This is a genomic window from Pseudomonas sp. BP11-1-1 (assembly GCF_052112105.1).
Lineage (GTDB): Bacteria > Pseudomonadota > Gammaproteobacteria > Pseudomonadales > Pseudomonadaceae > Aquipseudomonas > Aquipseudomonas alvandae.
In genome coordinates this window covers 456783-478811 of sequence record NZ_JAUTYU010000001.1, presented here as the reverse complement: position 1 = coordinate 478811, position 22029 = coordinate 456783, and the positions used below count along the sequence as shown (strand labels likewise).

Here is a 22029-nt window from a genome sequence, read left to right as displayed (position 1 = left end):
CTTGCCTCTCCCAGGCCCGTTCAAGCTGGCGTCCTCGACTGAAGGAACTCTCGATGACCCAGCTGACTCACCACCACTTTATTCGCCAGCAACTGCCCCGTTGGTTGCTGGATGCGAACCAGAGCGAACAGGCAAGGCTGCTACAGGCCGCCTTGGACTTGGCCGAGGCCGCGCATCGCTTCAATGTGGCAAATGCGGTTATCCCGTCATTGCGCGACTTTGCGCTGTCTCGTATACAAGCCCACATGGATCGCCTTTTCGGCACGCGCATTGACCTGGAGCGCTCTCGACTGATCAGGCATTTTCGGGATGATTGCGCGACTTATCCGGTCCCTGGAGGCGGTCCCGCTACGCTGGTGTGCAAGCCACATCTCCCTGAAGAGCGATCATTGCTGGAACACGCGCTGATCAATTTCCCCCGTGCCGACACCGAGGCTCAGGCTTTCATCCGAGGCAGCCAATTCGAGCTTTATCCTGACCGCGCCAAGGCGTCTGTCGTGCAGATGAACGACTTCGCCGGTTTGTGTCGTGACCTGGATACCGGAGCCGCTTACGCTGCCGAGTTGCGACGCCAGATTCCGCAGCTTTCCCATGACGCAATCTCGTTGCCTGCCTTCGCGTCGGATTACATCCAGTTTCGGAAAACGCAGCTGCGACACGACGCCCTGCAAGCCCGCATGCAAGGGTTGCTGGATGTCACGGGTGAACGCATCCTGGCGGCTTTTGGCGTGCAGCTCGATGCCACCGTGAAGGTTCAGCCGCTGCCCGCGGCGTTCGCCAGCGGCCTTGAGCTGGGCGAACGCTGGCGGGCGGAGCATCGCATCGTCCTGCCTGGCGTGCGGGTCTTTTGGGGGGATCGGCAAATCGTGGGGCAATGGGTGCCGATCGTGGTCCATATTCCGGACGACCCTGTCTCGCCCCTCAAGCAATACGCCAGTTCGGCAGCTTTTCAGGCTGATCTCGTCATGCGCCTGGGTGACCTTCGATATGCAGCGTTTTTTTCCCGACTGTTGCCGCTGCCTGACAGAAACTGGAGCGATCGGGTGCTGGTAGGACTGCTGCAAAGAGGGGAGAAAAAGCTGGTCGAGGTTCATCAACTGCGCGGAGATGTCTGGCAGGGCCTCTACCGTGAATGGCGTAGCGTCGTGTTGAGTAGCGCGTCGAGCCAGGCCCGTTCAGTGGCTCATATCGACGCCGGTGTACTGATCGGAGAAACCTGGATGTGGCTGGGCGCAGGGCTGCAATTTCTTGGCGGCATCAGCATGTTCCTGCCCGGTGTCGAGCCGCTGGCCTGGGCGGGTGTTGCCCTGGGAATGGGGCAATTCATTCTGGATGTCTATGAAGGCGTCCATGCGCTCAACCTGGGGGAGAGGCTCGAGGCGATCCAACACCTGTTCAGCGCCGCAATGAGTGCCACGACGTTTGCGGTAGGCGCTTTCGGGGCCAATCATCTGTTGGGCGAGATGAACCCCGTGGTGACGAACGATGGCAGTGAGCGGCTTTGGCACGGTCGCACCCGGCCGAGCGCCAGCCTGCGCGTGCCGCCTGAATATTCGACCGCCGATCGATACGGCGTCTGGCGCGCTGCGGATGATGCCTGGGTGGACGTGGAAGGCGTTTTTTATGAGGTCGTCGGCGACGGACGCGATCTGCGCCTCAAATTGCCTCCGAACTACCGTGGTGTTGTACCGGCCCTTGAATGGGAACGTTCAACAGGGTGGCGTTGGGTGCATCGGGATCCCTTGGGCATGCAAGGCGCACGGCTGCTGCGGGAAATCGACCCGCAACTGCGAACGTTAGCGAACACAAGCCTTGACGATGCCCAGCGACTGATCGGAATCAGCGATGATCGGCTGCGCTATCTCGCCGTGAATGGCGAGCCTCTGCCGGTGCACTTGCCCTACATGGCCCGACGTCTTGCAGCTCGGGCGCAAGTGTCGGATGCAGTGACCCGGCTACGTGCCAATCACCCCCTGCCGGAGGTACCCCGGGGCGTGGTGCAATTGCTGACGGAGCTGCCGGGGTGGCCGGTCCGGCGTGCGTTCCGCTACATGGACGGACAAAACTCTTTCTTCGAATTGGGAGTCGGCCCCGAGCTGCACCTCGATGCTTCTGCCTTTCACAGTGGGCAATGGCAAGAGCGGTTGCTCTTGCAGTTCGATGCCCGAGAGCAGCGCGCTTTGTTGGGCGCCGAGACTCCCTGGGAAAGCCCTGCTGTCACCTACCGACGTTTCGCCAACCTGTTGGCGGATAGCCTTGAGAACAATGGCTACCGCCTGGTGGAGAACTTCGCCAATCGCCCGGCGCAGCATCCGAACGCGGCGCTGTTGTGTCGAGACTTTCCGAGCTTGCCGGAGCCCGTGGCGGATGCTCTGCTGGCGGACATGACGATAGAAGAACAACGCGGCTTGCGCGCCGGCCGCGTGCCGCAGAGCCTGGCGCAGAGAACCGTCGAGGCGTTGCGTGAGCTACGTGTATCGCGGGCGTTGGAAGCCTTGCAAGCTGGCGTCTCGGGCAACGATCGGGACCGCTTGGTCATGAGCCTGCTTGCCCTTGAGCTGGCGAGGCTGGACGAGCCGGTACGGGTGCAATTGTTGCTTGAGGAGCGTTCTTTCGGTCCTCTGGAGGCGGGTGGAACCGGGCCGTTGAAAACCATTCGCCGCCGCGATGATCGTTATGAGCCCTTTGACGAGACAAATAACGAACTCGGCCCACCCACGAACCTGGAAGATGCCTTGTTGCGGGCTTTGCCTGACTCGGCACGCCGTCGCTTGGACCTGGACATTTGGGAACACGACAAGCTGCGCGGACAACTGTTGGACATTGCCCTGGGAAGTCGCGACCAGTTGCGCTCTGCATTGGGGATCCGTGCATCGAAACCTGCCAGTGTCCGTTTTCCGGAGCGAGTGGGCGAAACGCCGGGTTATCCGTTGAGTGGCCGAGGGGTTGCCTTTTGGCGGCGCGGGGCAACCCCACAGTCACGTCTTCAGTCGCTCTATCCGCACGCAGACGTCAGCGTCCGGGTGATGGCCGAACTCCAGGAACGCAGCGCTCGGTCGGGCAGACCCCTTGACCTGCTGATCAATGAAAAAGAGGCCGAATGGAAAACCCTCGACGAAAGCTTGGAGGTATGGGAGCAAGCTGCGGACAAACACCATGCCGTGGAGTATGACGATCCGGCGAAAAGGTCGGTGATTCGTCGAAAGCTAGGCAGGGCGCTGCGCCGCGGTTGGCGTCGGGAAACCCGCTTTACCACCGGGGGCAGCTCGGTGCTCGGTTTGGAAATGGCGGCCGGCCCGATAGGGCGACTGCCGATTCTTACGGCTGATTTCAGCCATATTGAAATGCTCACGCTCCGGGGACTGGCGCTCAGTGACGTGCCTTCGGACTTCTTGAGCCGTTTTCCCAGGCTCGTCGAATTGTCGCTGGTCCATAATCGCCTCACGCGCTGTCCCTCCGCCATTGCGGGCATGCCACGGCTGCGGTTCCTTTTCCTGGACGAAAACCCCCTTGTGTTCAATGACGAAGTATTCGCTTCCCTGCTGGGGCCCACGCCCCATGCCACGCTGGAGTGGTTGGAGCTTTCTGGCGTATCGGGTGTCACGGAGCTGGTGCCGGGCCGAATCGGCGCCCGAGCTATCGAGGCGCTGGGCGGATTGCCGCGGCTTAAACATTTGGTATGGAAGAACAACCCGGCGTTCGCCCCCGAACTGCTGCAAGCAATCGGCGGCCTGAGGCAATTGGAAAACCTGAGCCTGGGTGATAGCAGGTTGGTATTGGACGAGCAAAACAGCGCGTTCCTGGGGGAGCTGAAGCGTCTGGTCGCGCTGGACCTGAGCGGCAATCGTGTGATCGGTTTGACGAGCCTGTCGGGATTGCCTCGACTGAAATTCGTGAATCTGGCTCGCACCCGACTCAAGGAAATTCCGGCGGCACTGATTGAATTGATCCAGCGCACGCCCGTGAGCCAGCTCTACCTGACGTTACTCGGCAATGCCATTACCCATGTCGATCCCATACTGTCCGTGTTGCCCCGAAACGAGGGGAACCGCAGATTGCTGGGCATCAACCTGGATGACAATCCGCTGCCAGTGAGCCAGATATTCAGGCTGCGAGAGGCCAATTTTCGTTTTGCCTATACTCGCGATGCCTGGACTCGGGATGCGGGGTTGCGCAGGGAATTCGAAAAGCTGCGCGAAAACCCCTCCGCTTCAGCATTTTTGGACTGGCTCAGTGACGAAATCACACGACTTGGAGAGGCGCAAAATAGCGGATTTCAGAGGAGTGGCGAGGATGCCGTCGGACGTCTTTTCAATCTAGAGGGGCGTATGGACGCGATGCGTCCGCGTATAGCTAATCTTGACGAGCGACTCATGGCACTGCAGTCGCGTGTGTATTCGCGACTGGGCGCCAGCTTGCGCCATCAGCCATTCACATTGGCCGAATTGGAAACGCACATCTCCCTGTTCTTTGACTTTTGCATCGACTTGTGGAGCAACGCTCCTTTCACCCGATTCATTCAACGTCATTATGTGAATTGGGCGCGTGTACAACGGGCTCAGGAAGGATGGACCCGACAGGTATTAAATACCCACGCAACCGAGGCGCTTTTTACAGGGTATCTATTACAAGACATGACGGAGGGAGCCCCGCTGTTTGAGACGCTTTCCTGGGCGCCTTACCTCAACGAAATGTCCCCCATTTGGCGCGCGTTCGAGGGGAAATGGGAAGGGATCTCCGAAAGCCTGGATGACATAGCTTTCAGGGGAACTTTGAATACATCCCAGTGGCCGGAGGAACTACTCGACAAAATGACCCATCCCCCCCAGGCTCAGCCCCATCTGGAGCCGGTAGAAGGGGTCGCTTGGGGAACTGACGGCATTGAACTCAATTCTGAACAAGTACGTCGGACGTGGTTGATCATTAAACACATCCAGACCATTGAAGCGATACAGGCCTCAACCCAGGCTACCCAGACGTTGGTGACAAACTGGTGGGATCGCAGGCCCTTGATCTGAACGTTTGAGGGCCGGCCTGCTATCAGACTACAACGGCCGCTTCAATCCAAACCGCCTCATCAACCCCTTCTGTAGCAAACCGGCAGGAAGCCAGGTTGCCATCAACGGCAATGCGCGACTGCCATTGCCCAGGCGCAGCAGGCGGGGTGGCTTGGGTTGCTGAATGGCCTTGAGCAACGCGGCGGCGAACTCGCGGGTAGGGGTCGGGTTGTCCTGGGATGCCTTGGCGCGGGCTCGGATGCCATCGCGCAGGGGCCACCAGGGCGATTGTTCGCTGATCAACTGCTCGGCTTCATGGCCGGCATTCTTGGCGAAACTGGAGGCAATGGCGCCGGGCTGCACCTCCATGACGCGGATGCCGAACGGCGCCAGTTCCATGCGCAATGCGTCGCTCAGGGCATGCACGGCTGCCTTGGAGGCGCAGTAGGCGCCGGCAAATGGCGTGACCAGCACACCGGATACGCTGCCGATATTGACCACCAATCCCTTGGCCCGGCGCAGCACAGGAAAGAGTGCGCGGGTCACGCCGACGATGGCGAACACGTTGGTTTCGAACTGGCGCTGCATGGCCGGCACGCCGCCATCCAGCAGCGGGCCCATGGCGCCGTAACCGGCGTTGTTGACCAGCACGTCGAGGCCGCCGTGTTGCTGGTTGATTCGTTCGCCCAGCTGTTCCAGCGCCGGGCCGTCGTTAACGTCCAGTTGCACGGCGGTGAACCCGGCGGCGTTGAGTTGCGCCACGTCCTCGGGTTTTCGTGCGCTGGCCCAGACCTGGTAGCCGGCGGCCTTGAAGGCGTCGGCGAGGGCGCGGCCGATGCCGCTGGAACATCCGGTAATCAACGCAACGGGCATGGCGCGTTCCTTGTGCAAGCAGGTGAGAGGAAGATCAGTTGGCGAAGCTACCTTGCATTCGCTCGGCGCGAAACTCCAGGGTTTGCGGACGATAGCCAGGACGCAGCGGCGGGATTGGCAAGCAGTCCTGCCAGTCGGCACCGGGCTGCAAGTCGCCCGGGCCGCGATAACGCGGTGAACTGTAGAGATTGTCGGCCAGGTTGATGCTATCGCCGGGCGCGTAAGCTGCGATGCGCCAGCGCAGCTCCGTCAACGGAGCGTCGTTGCCATTGCGGATTTTCAGGCGCAACGGCCGATCAGCAGGGCAATGTTCGGGGGCGTAGGCAATCTGCAGGTCCAGGCGGGCCAGTTGTCGGGTCTCGCGGCTTTCTTCCCAGAGCACCCACGCCGCCACCAGGCCCAGCCCGACGAAGGCCGCAAGGGAAACCGGCAAGGCCTTGGCCGGGTAGCGCAACAGCAGGATGAGCCAGGTGATGACCAGCACGACGCCGATAAGCATGTTCGAAACCTCCGTTCCGGTTGCCACATCCTACCGAAGGGCGCGGGCGATGGATATTCATGCGCCCAGCACCGTCCGTCGTGACTGTCATCTATGACAGTAGGCAATTGCGTCTTCCGCTTATTACATAGGCAAGTGACCCCCACGCAAAAGGCTTACCGATGGGCATGGACCATAGAACTCCTGGATTGATCGCCTTTGATCCGCGTAGCTTGGCGGTCCGCTCGATCGACTATTGCCGAAACCTTGAAGATGGCCTCGCGCAGCGGCGCACAAATCGAAGCCTCTTTGACATGGCGGGGCGCGCGACCAAGCAGTGGGACCCGCGGTTGTGGGCCTTGCAGGAAAGTGACGAATCGACGCCCGCCAACCTTTCGGCGATTTATTCGTTGTCCGGGGCTGAGCTGCACACGGTCAGCGTCGATGCGGGTACACAAACCATTCTGCCAAGTCTCGCCGGCGAAAATATACGTGGCTGGGATGGCCGAGGGACGCGGCGGGATCACCTATACGATGCCTTGCTGCGCCCCATCGCAGTTTTTGAACAGGGCGCAGGGGAGTCGCGGCGGTGCACCGAGCGCTTGACCTATGGCTATTCGGGCCAAGGCGATCAGGATCACAACCAGTACGGGCGATTGATCCGCCACGACGATACGGCGGGTACGTTGTTGCTGTCGTCCTTTGCCTTGACCGGACAAAACCTTACGCAGGATCGCCGTTTCATCTTCGATGTGGCGTTGCCCGATTGGCCGGAATCCGAGGCCGATCGCGAACACTTGCTGGAGCCGGGCGACGGCGCCGTTTCGACGTGGCGCTTTGGGCCGTTAGGCGATGTGCTGGAGCGGATCGACGCCAGGGGCAATCGACAACGACAAGACCTTACGCTCGATGGCCGGCTGTCCGGCAGCCAATTGCTGTTGAAGGGGCAAGACGATTGGCAGGTGCTGGTGAGCGATATTCGCTATAGCGCCCAGGCGCAGATTGAACAGGAAATAGCCGGGAACGGCCTGCAGACCACGCTCAAGTACCGACCCGAAGACGGGCGATTGATGGAACACCAGGCCATGCGCGCCGGCGACGTGCTGCACCACTTGCTTTACGACTACGACCCGATGGGCAACGTATTGAGCATCGAGGACCATGCCCTGCCGGTCCGTTACTTCGCCAACCAACGCATCGATCCGCTCAGTCGTTTTGTCTACGACAGCCTCTACCAATTGATCGAAGCCACTGGCTGGGAGGCCAGACCGGTCAGCCAAGGCCCCGATTCGGTGGGGCGCAACGATCCCGCGGCGGTGGGCAATTATCGACAGACCTACCGCTATGACGAGGGCGGTAACCTGTTGGAGCTGGTTCACTTCGGTGCGCAAAGCCATGGTCGACAAATCCAAGCGGCGCGCTACAGCAATCGCTGCCTGCCTTACCGCGACGGAGTGCCGCCCACCGAGGAGGAAATCGCTGCCGCCTTCGACGCGCGGGGTAACTGCCTGGCGCTGGACGCGGGTCGATTCCTGGCCTGGGACCTGCGTAACCAGATGGGTTCGGTCACACCCATCAAACGGACATCGGGGCTTGATGATAGCGAGGTTTATATCTACGACGGCGGCGGGCAACGGGCGCGCAAGCTTCGCACCTTGCAAACCGGCACCCGTACCCTGACCGCCGAGGTGCGTTATCTGCCGGGGCTGGAACTGCGTGTCGACAGCGGAACGGGCGAGGCGCTGCAGGTGATCGTCGCCCAGGGCGGGCTCAGCGATGTTCGGGTATTGCATTGGGAAAGCACGCCGCCGACCGGAGAAAACGACGCTTACCGATTCAGCGTTACCGATCATCTGGGTTCGGTTGGCCTGGAGCTGGCCGAGGACGGGCGGATCATCAGCCGGGAGCATTTCTATCCCTTCGGCGAAACGGCCTATCTGACTGGAAATGACGTAATCGAAGTGGGTTACAAGACAGTGCGCTACTCGGGCAAGGAGCGGGATGCGACGGGGCTTTATTACTATGGGTTTCGGTATTACGCCCCGTGGTTGCAGCGCTGGGTGAATCCGGACCCGGCGGGGACGGTGGATGGTTTGAATATTTACCGGATGGTCAGAAACAATCCAATGTCTTTCATTGACGATAATGGCTCCATAACTACGAAAAAACGTTCCAATGGATTACACCAACCGGTCATTGCAATAGGTGCTGAACGCAACATTTCTGGGGCCAAGCGGGCTGATGTCGGAACATATATGCGGAATCTGCCGGCGGTCGCAAAACCGACCAGTATCCACAGCGCGCTTAGCGAAACTGAACTCAAGGAAGTGGAAGTCAGCACGTTTCTATTAAGTGATGTCCGTGCACTCCCTCCCGAGTTCATTAACCTGCAAGGCGGAGGTAAGCTGCTGTTTACAATGGAAAAATTTAGTTACGGCGGGGCGGCTAGTGGAGTTTTCAACGCCTTGAGGGTTTTGAGAAGTCCCACGGATATTCCTCAAGGAAACAACGCAGTATTAGCCTATTGGGCGCCGCAGGGGGGCTTTGTCGACATTCCCGTAAATCCCGGTCGGCGGGACGCGGATCATGTCTTCACTCCTGGATTCAGTGGTTGTTCGTTGACTGTTGATCAGCTCAACGACAATGTTCTGCGGGTCCGGCATGTGCAAGGAGGAAAGGAAGACGTCGAATACAACGACCTGGCTGTTATCGACCATGGTCTAGGACTCAGTGCGGCAATGGAGTACAAGGATTACGGTTATATCTTGAATTCCGAAGGCCAACAGGAGGAAGTCACTACCGCCTTCGCTTTTATGAGATTCAACCGAGAGGATGGCGTCTGGAGCATTTTTCAACAGAGCACGCAGGGCACGGCTGCGATCAATCAGTATTCGCCGGATAAAAAACCATCCTTGTTTAATCGCTCGAACGCGTCAGTCAGTGTTTATTCGAAGACACGCGTTCGAAAAGTGCAATCCAAACAGGTACTGGTGGCTAACCGTTGATAGCCGAAAGCTGATTTTCGAGTGTATAGACGCATCAGTAAGGCTGTTGGATTCATGAAAAAAAGCCCCCACCCAACCCGCTGCGGATAGGGGACGCAGTGGGCTGGATGGGGGCTTCTTGTACGGCTGATCGTTACTGACGCTTATTGGGCGATGGTCTTCACCGACACGCCGCGCTCGAGCGGGGTGGAACGACCGTAGATATCTTCGAAGCGCTCGATGTCGTCTTCGCCCAGGTAGCTACCGGACTGCACTTCGATGATTTCCAGCGGGATCTTGCCCGGGTTGCGCAGGCGGTGGACCGACGCGATCGGGATGTAGGTCGACTGGTTTTCAGTGAGCAGGAACACGTTCTCGTCGCAGGTCACTTCGGCGGTGCCGCTGACCACGATCCAGTGTTCGGCGCGGTGGTGGTGCATTTGCAGCGACAGGCACGCGCCCGGCTTGACCGAGATGTGCTTGACCTGGAAACGACCGCCCATGTCCACCGAGTCATAGGAGCCCCACGGACGATAGACCTCGCAGTGGTTCTGGGTTTCGGTGCGGCCTTGGGCGTTGAGGGTGTTGACCAGTTGCTTGACGCCTTGGACCTTGTCCTTGTGGGCGATCATCATGGCGTCCTTGGTCTCGACCACGACGATGTTGTCCAGGCCGATCACCGACACCAGCTTGCCGTTGCCGTGGATCATGCAGTTGCGGCTGTCCTGGATCACCACGTCGCCCTTGGTGACGTTGCCGTTGGTGTCCTTGGCGTTGACTTCCCACAGCGATGCCCAGCAACCGACGTCGCTCCAGCCGGCCGACAGCGGCACCACGCAGGCGCGCTGGGTTTTTTCCATCACGGCGTAGTCGATGGAGTTGTCCGGGCAGCAGGCGAAAGTGGCTTCGTCGAAAGTGATGGTGTCGTTGGTCTGCTCGCTGCGCTCCAGGGTCAGCAGGCAGGTGTCGTAGATGTCCGGATCGTGCTTTTTCAGCTCTTCGAGGAAGCGGCTGGCGCGGAACAGGAACATGCCGCTGTTCCAGAAGTAACCGCCGGCTTCGACGAACTCGGTGGCGCGCTTGACGTCGGGTTTCTCGACGAAGTGCGATACGCGGCTCACGCCTTCAGGCAGCAGGGCGTCGTTGGTCGACTTGATGTAGCCGTAGCCGGTTTCCGGCTTGGTGGCCGGTACGCCGAACAGCACCATTTCGCCACGCTCGGCCGCCACGGTGGCCAGGGCCAATGCGCGTTGCAGGGCTTTCTGGTCTTCGATGACGTGGTCGGCTGGCAGTACCAGCATCAGTTCGTCGCGGCCTTCGTTGACGAGCATCATCGCGGTCAGGGCCACCGCCGGCGCAGTGTTGCGACCGAACGGTTCCATCAGGATGCGCTGGGCTTCCAGGTTCCGGGCGGACAGCTGCTCGTTGACGATGAAGCGGTGCTCTTTGTTGCAGACTACGATCGGCGTGTCCATGCCTTCGAACACCAGGCGCTCGAGGGTCTGTTGGAACAGGGTGTGTTCACCGGTCAGGGCCAGGAACTGTTTAGGGAATTGCTTGCGCGAAAGCGGCCAAAGACGTGAGCCACTACCACCTGACAAGATCACCGGAATCATGTTTGTTACTCCTTTGAAGCGAAATGGTTTTAGAGCTACTGCGTTCTGTCGTTTCACTCTCTTGTTTTTGTTCCGTACCCGACTGACACCCCGATTCAGGGTGGGAGCGGGCTTGCTCGCGAAAAGCGGTGGTTCAGCCAACATCAATGTTGAATGTGAGACCGTATTCGCGAGCAAGCCCGCTCCCACAGGGGTACAACGTCAATCAGGTGAATTCATCAGCGGGTGGAAACCGGGCGCTTGACCCACACTGGCGACAGGCTGCTGCCCGAACCAGTCACGTACAGCACGGCCGCTTCGCCGCGCTCCAGGGCCACTGGTTTCAGATCGCCGACTTTCTTGTCGCCTTCGAACAGGGCCAGGGACACTTTCACCGGGTTGATTTCACGCTCGCCACGACCCTTGGCCGCTACGTTCGGTACCACTTCGGTCTTGCCGTCGGCCGTCTTGAGGGTCAGCGCCTTGTCGGTGAGGTTCTGTACGCGTACCAGAGATTTCTGCTTGTTCTTGAACGGTGGTTCTTCGATCAGTTGTGGCTGGCCGCTGGCGTTGTTGACCAGGGTGTAATAGTGATCGGAGGCCAGTTTAACCGGTACGGTCTGGCTGCCCACCTTGGCGCTGTAGTCGCCGCCAGGCATGAAGCTGAAGTCGCTGCTGGCCAACGGGGCCACGTCGCTGATGTTGGTGCTGCCGACGGTGGCGCTGACTTCGGCGTTGCTGGCGTTGTAGATCCGCACGAAGCTGGAACCTTTTGGCGCGACCGGGCCGTACAGAGCCGAGTCACCGGCGAAGGCGGACAAGGAAAGGGCGCTCATGCTGGCGACCAGGGCAACGGCCTTGAAGGAGCGAGCAGCGAGACGGCGAGGAGTAGTGTTGAAAGTCATGGTGGACCTCTCTTTCAGTTTTGCGCCCGATCGGGCGTCTCGGATTGTGTGTTAGCAGCTACGTTCTGTTGGCGGGCGCCGGCTTGCTTGAGCTCGGCGACCCACTGCGGATCGGCGTCGCCGATCTCGTTGTTCACGGGCAGATAACGTTCAGGAAACTCCCAGATCAGCACCTGTGGCGGGCTGTTCTTGAAGGCGTCGCTCTTGAGGTAGCTGAGCATTGGCAGAATCGGGCCGTGGCCGTCTTCGGCGTAGTTCACGACGTCGCTGTGCAGGGCTTGCTTGAGCGCACCGACGAAGTTCCAGTTGGGGTTGGCGCTGTAGCTGGTACCGATCAGGGCCACGGGCACCTGGGCATCGGCGAACAGCGCGTCATCGCTGGCCGGCTGGTCATCGGCTTCGCGGGTGTTGCGCTTGACCAATGGTTCCTGGGCCGGCATCAGGTTTTCGAACAGGGGATCGAGCGGCAGGAACTGACGCAGGTCGCCCTTGTGGATGATTTTCTCCGCAGGCTCGGTGACGAAACGCTGTGGTTCGCCATTCAGTGGTGTGCGTTCGGCAATGGCCTTGGCCAGATGTTCCGCAGCAATTTGTGCGCCTTCAGGCGTCCAGTGGGTGTCGGTGCGCAGGAACACTTGCTGGCCGCTCTGCTTGGCCTGTTGCAGCGGGCCGAGCAGGTCAGGGGCAAGGATCTTGTCCGTGGCCACGCGGGCATGGAAATCCTGGTACAGGTTGGCGTGAATGCTCGACGGCTTCACTTCACCCAGGTGCTCGGGATACAGGCGCGCCTTGGCCGGCACGATCGCCATGACCAGGGTGATGCCTTGTTCCTTGAGCTTCTGGCGCACGCCTTCGATCAGCGCGTAGTTGCCTTGCAGGTTCTGGTCTTCGTTGACGATCGGGTTGAACTCTTCGTCGCTGTACAGCCACTGGTCGCGGCCCAGGACCACGCCTTTGCGGCCTTCGTTGAACAGCTTGTAGTCCAGCGCCGCCCAGATGTTGGTGCCCAGGCGCTTGATCGGAAACTCGTCGTCGTAGTGCGTTTCCACGGCCTTGGCCCAGCGACCGTTGAGCACGGTCGCATCGGGATTGGTGCTGAAGCCGAAGAAGCTGCGCATCGACCAAATACCCAGTGCTGTCAAAATCAGCATGAACAGCACGACGTAGAAGATGCGTAATGAGCGGGTCATGTCCGGATCCCTCAGAACTGGAAGTAAAGGAACGGCGAAAAGCTTTGCGCCGACAGTTTGAGAATCGAGGCGATGAACAACAGCAATACCAGGGCGCGCATCACGTAGCGCGACCAGTCCACGGTCCAGTAGGCCGGTTGCACCTGGGCCTCGACGCCGACGGTGTAGCCAGGTTCGTGGATGGTCGACGGGTTGTCGCCCGGTACTGCCTTGATCATCCCCGGTTGCGCGGTGGCTGGGCCGTTGGCTTCGGTGTTCACCTCAGGCTTGGTCTTGGCTGGCGGACGGTTGGTGTAGAAGTCGCGCAGGCCGAAGAAGGCGAGGGTGACGTAGGCCACCACCAGCGTGGCGATCTGCAGGCCGGTGAGGTTGGCGCGGGTCAGTTCCGACAGCGACCAGTCGCCGAAGCTGAACATTGCGCTGTACATGCGGCCGGCCACGTGCAGGTTCTCGGCACGGAAGATCACCCAGCCCATCACCACCAGCAGGAAGGTCAGCGCCCAGCGGATCGGGTTGATGCTGCGTGGCGTGGTGTTGATGCCCACCGCTTTTTCGATGGCCAGCCACATGCCGTGCCACGCACCCCAGATCACGTAGGTGATGTTCGCGCCGTGCCACAGACCACCGAGCAGCATGGTCAGGAACAGGTTGCGATAAGTCATCAGCGTGCCTTTGCGGTTACCGCCCAGGGTGATGTAGAGGTAGTCACGCAGCCAGGTCGACAGGCTGATGTGCCAGCGGCGCCAGAACTCGGTGATCGATTGGCTGATGTAGGGCTGCTTGAAGTTTTCCATGAAGCGGAAACCCATCATCAGGCCCAGGCCGATGGCCATGTCGCTGTAGCCGGAGAAGTCGAAGTACAGCTGCGCGGTATAGGCCAGGGCGCCGAGCCAGGCGTCGCCGGTGGTCGGGTTCTGCAGGGCGAAGCAATGGTCGGCCACCACCGCCAGGGTGTCGGCGATGAACACCTTCTTGATGAAGCCCTGCATGAAGCGCGTGCAGCCTTCGGAGAATTTGTCCAGCGTGTGGGTGCGGTTGTTGAACTGGTCGGCCAGGTCGCGGAAACGCAGCACGGGGCCGGCGATCAGGTGCGGGAAGATCGCCACGAACGCCGCGAAGTCGATCAGGTTGCGGGTCGCCGGCGTATCACCGCGATACACGTCGATGATGTAGCTGATGGACTCGAAGATGTAGAACGAGATCCCGATCGGCAGCAGCACGTGGGTCAGGATGAACGGGTTGAGCCCGAAGCTGGTGATGATTGCGTTGAGGCTGTCCACGCCGAAGTTGGCGTATTTGAAATAGCCCAGGATGGCCAAGTCCACGCCCACGCCGAGCAGCAGCCAACGCTGGGCCGGTTTGGTGCGCACGCCGGCGGCACCGACTTTCAGGCCGATCCAGTAGTTCCACAGGGTGACGCCGGCGAACAGGGCCAGGAAGTCCACCCGCCACCAGGCATAGAACACATAGCTGGCGATCAGCAGCAGCAGGTTGCGATAGCGTTGCCCGCTCAGGTAGTACAAGCCGAGAAAGATCGGCAAGAACAGGAACAGGAACACATTGGATGAAAATACCATCCCGATCTCTCCTTGTTGAATCAACAGTCAAGGGCCAGAGCCCCCCCAAACCCCCCCATGAAAACCGGGGGGCATTGCATTTGAAACAGACCACTTTCCCTTGTGGGAGCGAGCTTGCTCGCGATAGCAGTGGATCAGCTTGCATCGCAGTGGCATGTGCCGCCGTCATCGCGAGCAAGCTCGCTCCCACAGGGTTCCCTTTCAGGCAGGGAGAACGGTGTCAGCTTCCTTTCTCGCCTTTCTCCCGCGAAGGGTCGTACACCCGGGTCAAGTCGCCGCCGAGGCGGAAAGTCTTGAACGGCTGCATTTCGTGTTTGCGTTCAAGCACGTCTTCGGAGCAGGTGTAGAGGCTGCAGAACGGTTCGAGCCAGGCGAATTTCGAATCGATCTTCAGATCCTTCATGTCCTGTTCTTCGCCATTCTTCTCTTCGAAGATGTCCGGGTCTTTCACCCCGGCCAGCACCCGGTCACCCAGTCGCTTGAGGGCGCCGTTGTTTTCCTGGCGCAGGTCCACGCCATTGACCTGGGCGAAGCTGGCGATCATGGCCAGCGGCGGCAGGGCATAGTTGTGGTAGGACAGGGCGCGTTGCTTGCGCTTGAGCTCGTTGGGCAGGTAGCCCTCGGCATCGACCTGGTTGACGCCGACCTTGTATTCCTTGACGGCCCAGTCGAACAGGTCGCGACGGTTGGTCGCCACGGACGTGGCCATTACCGACCAGGCGGCCCAGTACGAGTGGTTGTTGGTCTTGTCCAGCGGCAGGTTGTCCCAATCGCTGACCACCTGGTCGGCCATCTTGCTGAACCAGCCTTCGATCAGTTGCGCCTGGTCCTGATGATTGGCCAGCGGACGCGACTCGGAGAACTTCAGGCGGACATAGGCCGAAGCCATGCTGCCCAGCGCCCATTTGCGCATGGACTTGCCGGTGTGGTTGAAGTCCTTGGACATCAATGCATCGGCCTTGGCCCAGGCGGTCAGCCAGTTCAGGGTGCATTCCAGTTGCTCGGGGCGACCGTCGCGCATGAACTGCATGACTTGCTTGCTGATGCCGCGCTCGATCTTGGTGATGTCGGCGGTGCTGTCACGGAAGGCTTTTTCCGATTGCACGTTCAGCGTGGCGCGAGCCTTGTCGGAGCCTTCGTACTTGCTGCGAAACTGCAACGAGCCGGTGTACGGCGTCGGCACGGCTTCGCAGCCCTTGCCGCCGTCGCCTTCCTTGACCTTTTCAATCGGTGCGAAGTAGCCCTGTGGCGGGCGCAGTGGCGCCGCGGCCTGCGTGGCCCCGGCGAACATCGCCAGGGTCAGCAGCGACGGCGCCAACAGCGTTTTCAACGTTCGGGTGCGCATGGTTCTGGTCATGAGACGAGACCTCATTGTCCGATTTGAGCCGTTTGTTGCTCGGCTTGCGGAGATGCGTTGCGTTTGCAGACTTTCGCTTCCACTTGCAATGGCTCCTTGCCGGCTTCAGGCCCTTGGACTTCTAGAGCCAAGAGGTTCTGGGAAGCCCAGTCCTCGTCGGTGCGCAATTGGAAGGCGAAACGCCCGTCGGTTTCGGAGGTGTTCGGTTTTTCGATCTTGATGTCCTCGTGGCGCCCATTCATGTACCAGAGGGTGGCTTGCAAGGTTTTCACCGACGTGTCGGCGAATTGGATGTCGACCTGGTGGCTGCCGTTACGCAGATCCATGTTCTTGCTGTTGACCATCAATTCGTTCTTGCCCGGCTTGAGCTTGGCCTTGCTGCTCATCAATGCCGGCTTGCCTTCGCAACCGTTGTTGTCCAGCAGCGCCATCATCTGGCGGTAGATGGTTTCCTGGTCCAGGCGATACAGCGGCGAGAATTCCCAGATGAGAATCTTCGGTGGATTCTTCTGGAATTCCTCGCTGCCCAGGTATTGGATCATCGCGCCCTCGAAACCGCCGCCCGGGAAGGCCACGTTGAGGATGTCGGCGCCGATGGCTTCTTCCAGGAAACCGGCGAAGTTGTAGTTCTTGCCGCTGTGACTGGTGCCCACGAGCGTGATCTGCGGGTTGCCGGAATCGCCGAACAGGTCGCCATCGCCTGCCTCGCCCTTGGGCTCGGTGGTGAACTGGTCCATGTACTGGATCGCGTAGCTGGTGCCGCACAGTTGCCCGGCCATGTTGTGCAGGGTGCCGGTCTTGCCCATGCGGCCGGACTTCTTGGTTTCGAATTCACGCTTGGGAATGTCGGCGAAGGCCGGGATCTGCTTGACCTTCTCGGCCACGATCTTCGCCGTGCGCTGGGCACCGTACGGGGTCCAGTGCTGGTCGCCACGGAAGTAGAAGTCGTGGGCCGGCAGGGTGTCGGGCAGGTTTTCGTTGGTCAGCGGTGACAGGTCCGGCACGACGTAACCCATCTGCGCGAAACGACCCAGCATGGACTTGTAGTTGGTCAGGGCCTTTTCGTAGTCGAAGGCAGCCTTTTCCTGGGGGTTGAGTTTGTTGCGGTTCACCAGGCCACGGGTCGGCTGGTAGACGATCACCAGCTCGACGCCTTTTTTCTTGAACGCATCGTGCAGCTGCTGCATGCGCTTGTAGCCGGCCGGCGTGGTGTTGAACTCCGTGCGCAGGTCTTCCTGGGTACGGAACAGCCAGTCGCCCTGGGCCTGTACCAGCGTGGTGAAGTTTTGTTGGTAACGCGTGGTGTAGTTCTTCGCGTCGTGGGCAGCCGGGCACAGGTTGCAGCACGGTTCGGCAGTGAACGTTGGTGCCTTGATTTCATCGGCGCGAGCGCCGCTTGCGGCGGCGAGAATGCCGGCAGTCAGGGCGGAAAGGCCCAGAAGTTTGATCATCTGTGGGTTCATAAAGGTCATTCCTCAGTCCCGCATTTCGGTCTGGCGTTCAACGGGGTCGATCAGCACGGCTTTTTGCTGGCGCACCAGCAGGTCGAGAATTTCGTCCTGGCGTTCGCCAAGGATTCCCGTGAAGCTGATGCCGCTGGATTTGGTCGGCGCGAGCATGGACACGCGGTACAGCTCGACGCTCAACGGCGAGTCGATGGACAGCGGGCCACTGCCGTTGCCGGCCAGTTCGCCACCGACCACGATCAGCGACACTTCGGCGTCGAACGGGTCGAGCTTGATGTCCCGGTCGGTGTCCGACAGGTCCTTGATGTGGCCGTACAGACCGGTCAGGCCGTTGGCCATGGACAGGTTTTCGTAGAGGCGAATGTTCACGCTGTTACGAATCCGGATGCCGTGGCGCTGGTTGCTGATCACCTTGTTGCCCCACAACAGGTTGTCGGCACTCTCGTAGAGCGTGATGCCGTCGGTGTGGTTCTTGTAGATCTCGTTGTAGGCGATCAGGTTGTTCACGCTGTTACGGTCGATCACCAGGCCCGAGAGTTTGTTGTCGTAGCTTCGGTTGTTGATGATGAAGCTGTCGTTGACCTCACGGGAAACGATGATCCCGTGCTTCTTCTTGGTCCCGTAGACGGTGTTGTCGGCGATGATCAGCCGGTGCGAACGGTCGTGGGGGTCGATGCCGTAGACGATGTTGTCTTTGTAGGTGTTGCCCTTGATGACAAAGTCGCGGGTCTCGTAGCAGTAGAAGCCGTACCACATGTCCGAGAACTCGGAACCGATGATCCAGCCGGTCGGTTCCGGGCGCTTGAGGACCTTGGCCATGTTCGGCGTGTATTGGGAGATACTCACCCCGTACGACTTACTGTTGGCATAGCCGAAGCTGGCCATCTTGGTGTTGACGATGTAGGTCTCGGTGCCGCCCCAGGACAGCAGGAACGGACGGAACTCCTTGGGCGAGCGGAACGTGGCGGGGCCATTGTCCTTTTCGCGCCAGCCGGTGACCTTGGTGTCGCGGATGAACATCTGGCCATCGTTGACCAGGAACGACCCGCCCTCCTGGGACAGGCGCAGTTCCTGGGTCTGTTTGTCGATCTCGAGGATGCCCTTGCGACCGACGACGATCGGGATCTTCGCCAGGTATACGCCTGGCGAAGTCTCGATGACGTACTTGGGCACTTTCTTGACCAGGTCCTTGAGGTTCATGTAGCCGTCGTCAAGAAAGATGGCCTGTGGGATACCGTGCTGGCGCACCACCCACTCGGCCATCTTGTTGTCGCCGCCGATGAAGTCCTTCAAGGCGTCTTCTTGCATCATCCGTCGAACGCTGACCTTGCCTGCCTTGGTCCGTACGATCTTGGCTGCAGCCGCTTCGGCGGTGTAGCCCTTGAGGTCGGGCAGGGTAGGCGTGGCCAGCTCCAGCGGCGCGGTCGGCGCGCTGCTGACGGTGTAGGTCTTGGCGCGTTGCAGTTCCTTGACCACGTTGCCCGGCTTGGCCACCGGTTCAACGTTGGCGAACGCCGACGAGCCGGCCAGCAGCATCGCTGCGGCCAACAGGCTGATCGAACCTTTCATCGCCTGGCTGTTCCTGAGGTAGCGGTTCATATCGGGCACTCCCATGGTCGTTTGCATCAGAAGCGCCAGATCACGTCGACAAAGGCCCGATGCATGTACGAATCGACCTCTTTGCCGTAGGCGTCGCCTGGCTTGAACACGCCGCCACGAAAGCGCACCAGCGCCGACGGCTCATCGATGGACTGACTCAGCGCAGCCGGCAGCAGGCCTTGCTTGAAGTATTTGGTGACGACCAGGTCGACTTCCTGGCCCAGGTCCTTGTCACCGTCGCGCAGCGGCAACGACGAGGTCGACAGGATGGCGCCGGTCACGTCGTCGGTGTTGTTTTCCACCGCATTGATGCCGTTGCTGCCCACCGGCTTGTTGCCGTCCACGCGCCAGAACTTGTGGTACACCAGGCTGGCGTCGTATTCGTCGCGCAATTGCCAGGAACCGAACAGGCTGGCGCTCTGGGTGTTGGCCATTTCGCCGCGGAAAGCCTCGCCGAAACGGTGGACCCGCGAGCGGGTGCCGGTGAAGTTCGAGCGGTTGCTTTGCAAGCCGTTCTGTTCGTAGTCCTCGCTGGCCCGGGCATACGCTGCACCGACTTGCCATTGCGGATCGAGGCGCAGGCGGACACCCAGGTCGGTGGCCCAGCCGTCGACGTCGTCACTGCGCTTGGCTTGCGCCGGGCGCGTGCCGTCGGCGTTCAGCGCGTTGACGGTGTCGCGGTCGCCGGTCATGCCGGTGAGGCTTGCCCAATAGTTGACGGTGTTGGTGTTGCGCCAGTTGTAGGCGTCGCTGGTGGCCTCCAGGCCCAGCCAGGTCAAGTCACCGTTCTGGGTCTTGTCCAGGGTGTCGGTGGGCTCGCCCGGGGTCGGGTAGTCGAGGCTGCCGCTGTCGTGGCTGTGGTGGGCACGGATACTGGCCCACTGGCCTGGCATCCACTGATAGCCGACGTCGCCATAGACGTGCATGCGGTCCTTGTCTTTTGGAGACAATTCCTTGAGGTCGGTACGGTATTCGCTGAAACGCTCGGCCACGCCGAGGTTGGCCCGCAGCAAGGTGGTGTCGAAGGTCCAGTTCAGGGCTTCGATGTTGGTGTCGCGCCATTGGCCGTCGTCGTTGCGCAGGCGCTGGCGGCCGAACTTCAAGAGTTCGCCCGGATAAGGGGTCAGCCCGCTGTAGCCAATCCAGAATTCGCGCATGGCCAGGTAGCTTTTCTTGGCTTCGCGGTCGCCGCTGTCGGTTTCCTGCGTAGCGCCATCGGACTGTTGCAGGGTGTCGGTCTCGATGATGTCGGTGGACGTGACGGCCTGGGCCATGGCGTAGGCGCTCCAGTCACCGCTTTCGCCATAGACCCAAGGACGCAGGTCCAGGCCGATACCGTTGACGTCGCCACCGTGTTGGGTGCCCAGGTCGCGGTCGTCTTCAGACTGGCCGGTGATCTTCACTTCCAGGCCGAAATTCTTGCTTTCGGTCAACGCCGCCAGGGTCGGGCAGGACCACAGCAGGGCAAACGACAGGCCAATACCAGCCTGCACAAAAGGATTGAGCTTCAAAAGCTTCATAGAGGTTCCTCGCCGTCATCTTCTTTTAGGGCTTGCAGTTCAAGCGTATCGGGGCTCATTGCGCCGCGAATGGCCTGCTCTTGTTGTAGCAGGCGTTGCGCTTGTGCAAGTTGTTCCGGCGGTAATTGTGCTTCGAGGGTCTGGGCGAGCTCGGTGGCCTGCGGGGTGTTCTGCGCCTTGGCCAACTGGCTGAACACATAGGCGTTGACCGGGTTGGGCTTGGTGCCCTTGCCCTGGGAAAACAGCTGGGCAATGGCGTAGTCGGCGCTGTTCTGGCCGTTGCGGGCGGCCTTGAGCAGGTGGTCCAGGGCTTTTTGCGAGTACACCTGGCCCAGGTAACCACGGCGATAGATCTGGCCGAGGTAGTAATCGGCAGCCACTTCCCGGCCCACGGCTTTCTGGAAATGTGCCTCGGCGACCTTGGCGTCGGCCGGTACCCACTTGCCTTCGTAGTACAGCTTGCCCAGCAACAGCTCGGCACGAGGCTGGTCGGCGGCGCGGCCGTTTTCCAGGTATTGCATCATCTTGTCGACGTCACCCAGTTCCGGGAAGTCGTAGAGCAGTTGCGCCAGGCTGACCCAGGAAGCGGGGTTGCCGGGAGCGATGCCTTCGAGCAACGACTGGGCGGTTTTCTCGTCAGTCTTGCCCAGGCTTTGATCGGCCAGGACGCGGGCGACGCTGTCCACACGCTGGGCCGAGACCACGCCGCGGGCGTGACCGGCTTGCATTTGCTTGATCAGCTCGGCCTGCTGTTCCGGTTGGCCGCGTTTCTGATAGACCGTGGCCAGTTCGACGTAGCATATGTCGGTGGTGGCCAGGGCGGCCTTGCAGACCTTTTCCACTTCGTCCAGGTGCTGGTCGTAAGTGCCTTGGGTGCGATAGAGCAGGATCTGCGCCAGGCCCGCTTCCGGGTAGCCGGCGCTGCGCCATTGGCTGATCTGCTGCTGGGCGTTGACGTTCGGGAAGCTGTGGGGATATTGCAGATACAGCATCGCCAGCGGGATCAGGGTGTTGCCTTCACCGTTGGCGAAGGCTTTTTTCAACAGGCCTTCGGCTTCGTGTTTTTCAGCCTCGGTGGAGCCGGGCTTGGCCACCAGCAGGCGACCCAGGCGAGCCTGGGCGCGCGGCGAGATATCGGCGGCGGCGCGGTAGGTCGCCTCGGCCTTGCGCATCTGCTCGGGGTCGCGGCTGTCCACCTGGATATCGGCCAGGCCGACCTGGGCTTCGCTGTAGCCCAGGTCTGCCAGTTGCTGATAGTTCTGCTGCGCCAACGCCGTGTCGCCGCGCTTGAGGGCTTCGTTGGCCAGGCGTTGGTCGGGCAGGCCGGCGCAACCGGCCAGGCTCACTGCCAATGCCAAGGCACAGAGGGTTCCCACTTGGGAACGAGCTTGCGGCGCATCGTCCTGACCGCGTTGATCCTTTCGCGAGCAGGCTCGCTCCCACAGGGTCTGTGGGCTGTTCAGGATTTTTATAATGGTCACGGGCATA

General features: G+C 60.5%; 13 protein-coding genes. 2 read left to right on the top strand and 11 right to left on the bottom strand.

Translation table 11 applies throughout. From position 1 onward, the window contains the following. Window positions 1-53 precede the first annotated feature (53 nt). The gene (locus Q7C33_RS02095; RefSeq protein ID WP_407682758.1) at window positions 54-5018 is read left to right on the top strand and encodes a dermonecrotic toxin domain-containing protein; all 4965 of its coding nucleotides are present in this window, start codon (window positions 54-56) and stop codon (window positions 5016-5018) included. Between the two features lie 27 nt (window positions 5019-5045). Here Q7C33_RS02095 and Q7C33_RS02090 read toward each other — a convergent pair whose 3' ends face one another. Both Q7C33_RS02090 and Q7C33_RS02085 read right to left on the bottom strand, forming a co-directional pair. Further along, entirely contained in the window at window positions 5046-5870 is an 825-nt protein-coding gene (locus Q7C33_RS02090; RefSeq protein ID WP_407682757.1) for an SDR family oxidoreductase, read from the bottom strand. A 34-nt stretch (window positions 5871-5904) separates the two neighbouring features. Further along, the gene (locus tag Q7C33_RS02085) at window positions 5905-6369 is read right to left on the bottom strand and encodes a multidrug transporter (protein WP_407682756.1); all 465 of its coding nucleotides are present in this window, start codon (window positions 6367-6369) and stop codon (window positions 5905-5907) included. Between the two features lie 161 nt (window positions 6370-6530). On the opposite strand from Q7C33_RS02085, the gene Q7C33_RS02080 reads away from it, so the two are divergent. After that, window positions 6531-9353: an RHS repeat-associated core domain-containing protein gene (locus tag Q7C33_RS02080; protein WP_407682755.1), complete on the top strand. Its 2823-nt coding sequence runs from the start codon at window positions 6531-6533 to the stop codon at window positions 9351-9353. A gap of 143 nt (window positions 9354-9496) precedes the next feature. On the opposite strand, the gene Q7C33_RS02075 is transcribed toward Q7C33_RS02080, so the two are convergent. The 9 genes from Q7C33_RS02075 to algK form a co-directional block, all read right to left on the bottom strand. Then, window positions 9497-10948, bottom strand: coding sequence for a mannose-1-phosphate guanylyltransferase/mannose-6-phosphate isomerase (locus Q7C33_RS02075; RefSeq protein ID WP_198796593.1), 1452 nt, complete (start codon window positions 10946-10948; stop codon window positions 9497-9499). Between the two features lie 218 nt (window positions 10949-11166). Beyond that, a complete protein-coding gene (locus Q7C33_RS02070) occupies window positions 11167-11832 on the bottom strand; it encodes an alginate O-acetyltransferase AlgF (protein WP_030139657.1) in 666 nt (221 codons plus the stop codon). 14 nt (window positions 11833-11846) lie between these two features. Further along, a complete protein-coding gene (locus Q7C33_RS02065) occupies window positions 11847-13022 on the bottom strand; it encodes an alginate O-acetyltransferase (RefSeq protein WP_030139656.1) in 1176 nt (391 codons plus the stop codon). A gap of 11 nt (window positions 13023-13033) precedes the next feature. Beyond that, window positions 13034-14599, bottom strand: a complete 1566-nt coding sequence (locus tag Q7C33_RS02060; RefSeq protein WP_407682754.1) for an MBOAT family O-acyltransferase — start codon at window positions 14597-14599, stop codon at window positions 13034-13036. A 220-nt stretch (window positions 14600-14819) separates the two neighbouring features. Further along, window positions 14820-15956, bottom strand: a complete 1137-nt coding sequence (locus Q7C33_RS02055; RefSeq protein ID WP_217861307.1) for a mannuronate-specific alginate lyase — start codon at window positions 15954-15956, stop codon at window positions 14820-14822. A gap of 11 nt (window positions 15957-15967) precedes the next feature. Continuing rightward, window positions 15968-17419, bottom strand: a complete 1452-nt coding sequence (locus Q7C33_RS02050; RefSeq protein ID WP_030139653.1) for an alginate O-acetyltransferase — start codon at window positions 17417-17419, stop codon at window positions 15968-15970. Window positions 17420-17431: 12 nt separating this feature from the next. Then, a complete protein-coding gene (gene algG, locus Q7C33_RS02045; RefSeq protein WP_198796592.1) occupies window positions 17432-19021 on the bottom strand; it encodes a mannuronan 5-epimerase AlgG in 1590 nt (529 codons plus the stop codon). 26 nt (window positions 19022-19047) lie between these two features. Next, window positions 19048-20532, bottom strand: a complete 1485-nt coding sequence (locus Q7C33_RS02040; protein WP_407682850.1) for an alginate export family protein — start codon at window positions 20530-20532, stop codon at window positions 19048-19050. A 5-nt stretch (window positions 20533-20537) separates the two neighbouring features. Then, complete coding sequence (gene algK, locus Q7C33_RS02035; protein WP_217861308.1) at window positions 20538-22022, bottom strand: alginate biosynthesis TPR repeat lipoprotein AlgK; 1485 nt, start codon at window positions 22020-22022, stop codon at window positions 20538-20540. Between the last annotated feature and the right edge of the window lie 7 nt (window positions 22023-22029).

What these genes read in the sequence shown, in the direction of transcription:
- Q7C33_RS02090 (WP_407682757.1), bottom strand. Translation starts at nt 5,870, where the DNA reads ATGCCCGTTGCGTTGATTACCGGATGTTCCAGCGGCATCGGCCGCGCC.
- algG (WP_198796592.1), bottom strand. Translation starts at nt 19,021, where the DNA reads ATGAACCGCTACCTCAGGAACAGCCAGGCGATGAAAGGTTCGATCAGC.
- Q7C33_RS02060 (WP_407682754.1), bottom strand. Translation starts at nt 14,599, where the DNA reads ATGGTATTTTCATCCAATGTGTTCCTGTTCCTGTTCTTGCCGATCTTT.
- Q7C33_RS02080 (WP_407682755.1), top strand. Translation starts at nt 6,531, where the DNA reads ATGGGCATGGACCATAGAACTCCTGGATTGATCGCCTTTGATCCGCGT.
- Q7C33_RS02075 (WP_198796593.1), bottom strand. Translation starts at nt 10,948, where the DNA reads ATGATTCCGGTGATCTTGTCAGGTGGTAGTGGCTCACGTCTTTGGCCG.
- Q7C33_RS02085 (WP_407682756.1), bottom strand. Translation starts at nt 6,369, where the DNA reads ATGCTTATCGGCGTCGTGCTGGTCATCACCTGGCTCATCCTGCTGTTG.
- Q7C33_RS02095 (WP_407682758.1), top strand. Translation starts at nt 54, where the DNA reads ATGACCCAGCTGACTCACCACCACTTTATTCGCCAGCAACTGCCCCGT.
- Q7C33_RS02055 (WP_217861307.1), bottom strand. Translation starts at nt 15,956, where the DNA reads ATGACCAGAACCATGCGCACCCGAACGTTGAAAACGCTGTTGGCGCCG.
- Q7C33_RS02070 (WP_030139657.1), bottom strand. Translation starts at nt 11,832, where the DNA reads ATGACTTTCAACACTACTCCTCGCCGTCTCGCTGCTCGCTCCTTCAAG.
- Q7C33_RS02050 (WP_030139653.1), bottom strand. Translation starts at nt 17,419, where the DNA reads ATGAACCCACAGATGATCAAACTTCTGGGCCTTTCCGCCCTGACTGCC.
- Q7C33_RS02065 (WP_030139656.1), bottom strand. Translation starts at nt 13,022, where the DNA reads ATGACCCGCTCATTACGCATCTTCTACGTCGTGCTGTTCATGCTGATT.